A 4,495-nucleotide genomic window follows, 5' to 3' on the forward strand; every position below is an offset into this window, starting at 1 on the left:
CGCACAGGGCGTGCATCTGTGAAAGTGTTATGGAAAGGATGGCTTAAGTTACAAGCCATCCTAGAAGGCTACGATTTAGCAAAATCTCTTGAGTCAGACTTGTGATCAAGAGACAGCTTTATAGCGGCTTTTTATTCTCTGTATTTTCATGCAGTTCGAGTTTTGGTGCACTCATACCTTTGAGCAACCGACCAAATATATCAGCGCCGGTAATAATGCGTTTCACGTCGCTCCACACTAATACCACATCGTGATCAATAGCCCCATCAAACGATTTATCTAAAGAATGATTAGCCCGTATTTTTAAAATCACTTCACTCAAACGCATCGCTTCGTCAGCAACAATTATAGGTCTGTGACAATAATGATAAGGGTCAAACGTATCTGGCTCAAATAACGCTGATCTTAAAAAGCCATCAGCATCTACTACTAATAAAGGCCAACCGTCTTCATTGGTAATGATCACCCAGTTATAACCTGACTTATGTAGTTTGCGTAAAAATTCATTGTCAGTCGTTAATGTAAGGTCTGGGAAAATAGGCAAATCAAGCTTAGTAGGCAAAGCAATAATAGAGTCTGGATCAATTACCTCACCCTCTTTGGTTACGCTTATTTCATCCAAACTAAAAAAGTTAAGCGCGCCTATTCCCTCAACGTGTTGAACATCAGCTTCTTCAGCCTCTATGTGTTTGCGAATAATACCCCTGAGCTCACTTTCAGCAAAGTACGTAATCCCCTCTTTACCCAACCATGCATCGAGTATTAAAGCCGTTGGCTTAGCAACTACATAAAACAGAATCTGATAAAACTTAATTAACGGCGAAAGTAGGCTCGCCATTTTTAACGCATTACGCGAAAAATAAGCCTGCGGTGTTATTTCACCAATAATAGTAATTGCGATAGTTGAGAATAAAAACGAACTTGCGCCCATTAATACCGAATCAGAAAGTAGTGTAAGTAGTACGTTAATACCTACGTTGCCCCACAAAATAGTCGATAGTAAAAAGTTAGAGTCGTTTCGAAGTGCCATCACTTTTATAGCTGCTTCGTTGCCTTTTGCACTTTCCATTTCAAGCTGAAGCCTACTTAGTGAAAAAAACGCTAAGTTTAAGCCCGAAAATATTGCCGATTGTGAAATACACAAAGCAATTGCACACCAAATCATGACTTCAAAGGTCATTGTATTTTCCTGTTAGTAATACCAATTCACTTAATTAAGCGAATTGGTATAAGGCTTATAAAAGCAATAAACTGCCTAAACCTAAAAAGGTAACAAACCCAACAATATCGGTAACGGTAGTTAAAATTACCGAACCAGATAACGCAGGATCAATTTTCATTTTGTCTAAAATAGACGGAATAACAACACCTGCTAGTGACGCGGCCACTAAATTCAATAATATGGCTACCGTAATCGTAATACTAAGCATTAAGTCGTTAAACCATAAAAAGGTAAGTAGGCCGATTACAAACGCCCATACCAAGCCATTTACAGCGCCAACACGCAGCTCTTTTTTAAGCAACGCATTACGGTTTGAATCTGTAACCTGTCCAAGCGCTAAACCTCGCACAATAACGGTTAATGTTTGACTACCTGCAATTCCCCCCATAGAAGCGACCACTGGCATTAATACAGCTAGTGCTACAACTTGTTCTATCGTTGCGCCAAATAAACCGATAAACCACGACGCTAAAAAGGCAGTTGCTAAATTAATACCTAACCAAATGCCACGGTTTTTAGCACTTTTTCGCACACTTGCGAACAGGTCTTCGTCTTCACGTAAACCACCGGCTTTAGCGGCTGCTTCATCAGCAATTTCTTGTCGTAATTCATAAGCAGAGGCAATGGTTAATCGCCCAAGTAATTTGTTATCAGCATTAACCACTGGCAGTGCCATTTTTTCACTGTGGATCACCACTTCTGCCGCTTCATATAAATCATCATCAGCATGGAGCGATGAAAAGTCATGATTTGCCAATGTCATTAAGTTATCGGTGTCGCTGGCTTTTATTAAATCATTTACCGCAACCTCACCTATTAAACTACCCTTGCGGCTTACTAAATAAATAACTTCACTGTATTGCGGTAAACCTTTGTGTAGCAATTTTTTAGCACCACCGGCTGTTAGCTTCTCCGATACTTTTAAAAAGTCAAAACCTAACCAGTGACCTAATTGTTCTGGCGGGTATTGCTGCGCTAAATCATATTGTTTGGTTTGCGCTTCATCGAGTTGCTTTTTTGCATACTCAACAAATCGCTCTGGTATAACTTCTTCAAGTTCCAGTAGCTCTTCTACATTAACTTCATCAAGAAGTTTAAAAGCCTCAGTGTCTTCTAGCGTTTGTAGCAACCACAAACAACTATCTTCACTTAAATTAACAAAAATTTCGTGTTGCGTGTCTTCATCAAGCAACTGCCAAATTTCAAGTCGTTGCTCTTTTGGTATCGCCTCAAAAAGTAATGACAGGTGCTCTGTTGAAAGCGTTAACTGCGCATCTGCTAATAATTTATTTTTGCGTTCTGTTGTATCGCATTGCAATAAATCATTTATGAGCTGTGGAAGTTGGTCTACCGGATACTCAATCATCTTAAAACCTTAAAATTTAAAAGCGCACATTATTTATAGTCTACTTGAACAATAAAAAATTGCAGAAAAAACGTGAACTTATTAAGCATGCGCAAGCTATTTTTGCGCATTGTATGGGCAAACTAAATGCAGTACTAATATTTATTTTAAAAAATTAAAAAAACAGTAAAAGGAATTATTTTTGAGGGATTAAACAACAAGTAAGCAAACTAAAGGGATTACTTATAATAAAAAAAAATCCCATATTAGCTAGGCTAATATGGGCAAAATCACACAATGAATTAGGTGTTTTTAAATTACGGTTTATGCTTTAAATTAAAGTCTATCTGTAATATTTCGTACTAAGTCAGAATCTACAAATTGAGTAATAAGTGCAGCGCCCCACGCATAGCCTCGCTGTATTGGGTAACCTTTAAAAATCCAGCGTTTACGCACGTGATTAAAGCGCTCTAAATAGTCTTGCTTTTTTTGTGGCAGAGGCTGCTCACCCAATTTATTCCATGCTTTATATACGCCTGACATGTCGGATCCTCGCATAAAGCGTTGCAACCAACGTGGAAAACGAGAAAAGCTAATAGTAGACTGAAAATCTATAAAATAAGGTTTACCGTCTGCGCCGCATAAAATGTTACCCATATTACGCAAGTCTAAATGCACGATGCCTTTGCGATGCATTTTTGCTACTTGACGCTCAAGCTCACTAAAAAAGTTAACAGGTAGTGTTTTGTCTTCATGAATTAAAGCGCGCAGTGGCGTGCCTTCGATATAGTTATAAGCAACCGCTATCGGCGACAATCTACAAAAGCGGTTAGCAACTGCATCAAGCTCAGCTAAACGGCTCAACCCTTTATACTCTTGATTTACCGACATTCGTGCAAATGTTTTGCGGATAAACCAGGGGCTTTGGCTAAAATCTTTAACAATTAAATCAAATTCATTATCTTTATATCGATACACAATCGCGTTAGCAAAACGTCCCTTATGGACAACACTTAAGTGTTGTTGCGTAAAAGTATGTTCTGGATATTGCTGCTGTAATTGTACTAACAAATTATTTTCAATCATAACAAACCTAACAAGATGATAACCTTAATTGCCTAGGCAACTATATTATCAAAGTTAGATTCTGCGCACAATCAGATCAACTAATTAGCACGCTAACTTTCTATTGAAACAGTATCGCTATTTTATTGATAATCTACTTTTGAGGCGAGTCTGGCAGTAAATCAAGATTATTTATAGCTTTGAATAGTAAGTCGATTATTTGGTTTTTTTCTGGCTCTGAAAAACCATTTAATGCTTGCGCATAGACTTCGTTAACTAAGGGCATAATTTCAGGACAAAGCGCTTTACCTTTTTCACTTAAACACAAAATAGTTGAGCGCTTATCAAGCTCACATTGCGTTTTAATAATGAGTCCTTTTTCTTCAAGTCGGTTTAGCAAGCGGCTCATAGCGCCACGGTCATAAACCATATACTCGCAGAGTCCTGCAAGCGTATTAACCGACTCTCTCGCAAGTAGTACAACCACAATATATTGCGCTGAAGTTAGGTCCATAGGGAGTAACTTGGCATCAACATGAATGGCTAATCTCGAACGTAAAAAAGAGACTAAACGCCCCAAATCTTGCTCTGGCACTAACTCTTCTCGAGTACAACGTTTAATTGATGGCATGTTTTGCATGGTTATTTCACTGTATAGGTATATTTGCATGCTGATAGACCTTAACGCATACAAAAAATTCAATAATTTTTACAAAAAATCGCCCACAAAAATAAAGCCGCTATTAGCTGTCTCTTATACACAAATCCCTGCTAAGAAATTAGCGGGGATTTTTTTGAACTAAATCTCAATGTCATGATCAGATCTTCAAATCTTGTTTGAGGGCACATTATGATTAACGAAC

At 38.1% G+C, this 4,495-nt stretch carries 4 protein-coding genes; all 4 read right to left on the bottom strand.

Features of this window, described 5'->3' with window-relative positions; translation table 11 throughout:
- Positions 1–118 precede the first annotated feature (118 nt).
- Positions 119–1,180: a DUF21 domain-containing protein gene (locus I6F10_RS19585; protein ID WP_197099283.1), complete on the bottom strand. Its 1,062-nt coding sequence runs from the start codon at positions 1,178–1,180 to the stop codon at positions 119–121.
- A 55-nt stretch (positions 1,181–1,235) separates the two neighbouring features.
- Positions 1,236–2,588: a magnesium transporter gene (locus tag I6F10_RS19590; protein WP_007584828.1), complete on the bottom strand. Its 1,353-nt coding sequence runs from the start codon at positions 2,586–2,588 to the stop codon at positions 1,236–1,238.
- Between the two features lie 315 nt (positions 2,589–2,903).
- Positions 2,904–3,653 carry an RIO1 family regulatory kinase/ATPase domain-containing protein gene (locus I6F10_RS19595; RefSeq protein ID WP_024604985.1) on the bottom strand — a complete coding sequence of 250 codons (750 nt, stop codon included), beginning with the start codon at positions 3,651–3,653 and terminating at the stop codon, positions 2,904–2,906.
- Between the two features lie 133 nt (positions 3,654–3,786).
- On the bottom strand, positions 3,787–4,302 hold the full coding sequence (locus I6F10_RS19600; RefSeq protein WP_231620015.1) for a MarR family winged helix-turn-helix transcriptional regulator: 516 nt from the start codon (positions 4,300–4,302) through the stop codon (positions 3,787–3,789).
- Positions 4,303–4,495: the final 193 nt, after the last annotated feature.

The sequence above is a fragment of the Pseudoalteromonas sp. SWYJZ98 genome (assembly GCF_015864495.1).
Taxonomy (GTDB): domain Bacteria; phylum Pseudomonadota; class Gammaproteobacteria; order Enterobacterales; family Alteromonadaceae; genus Pseudoalteromonas; species Pseudoalteromonas distincta.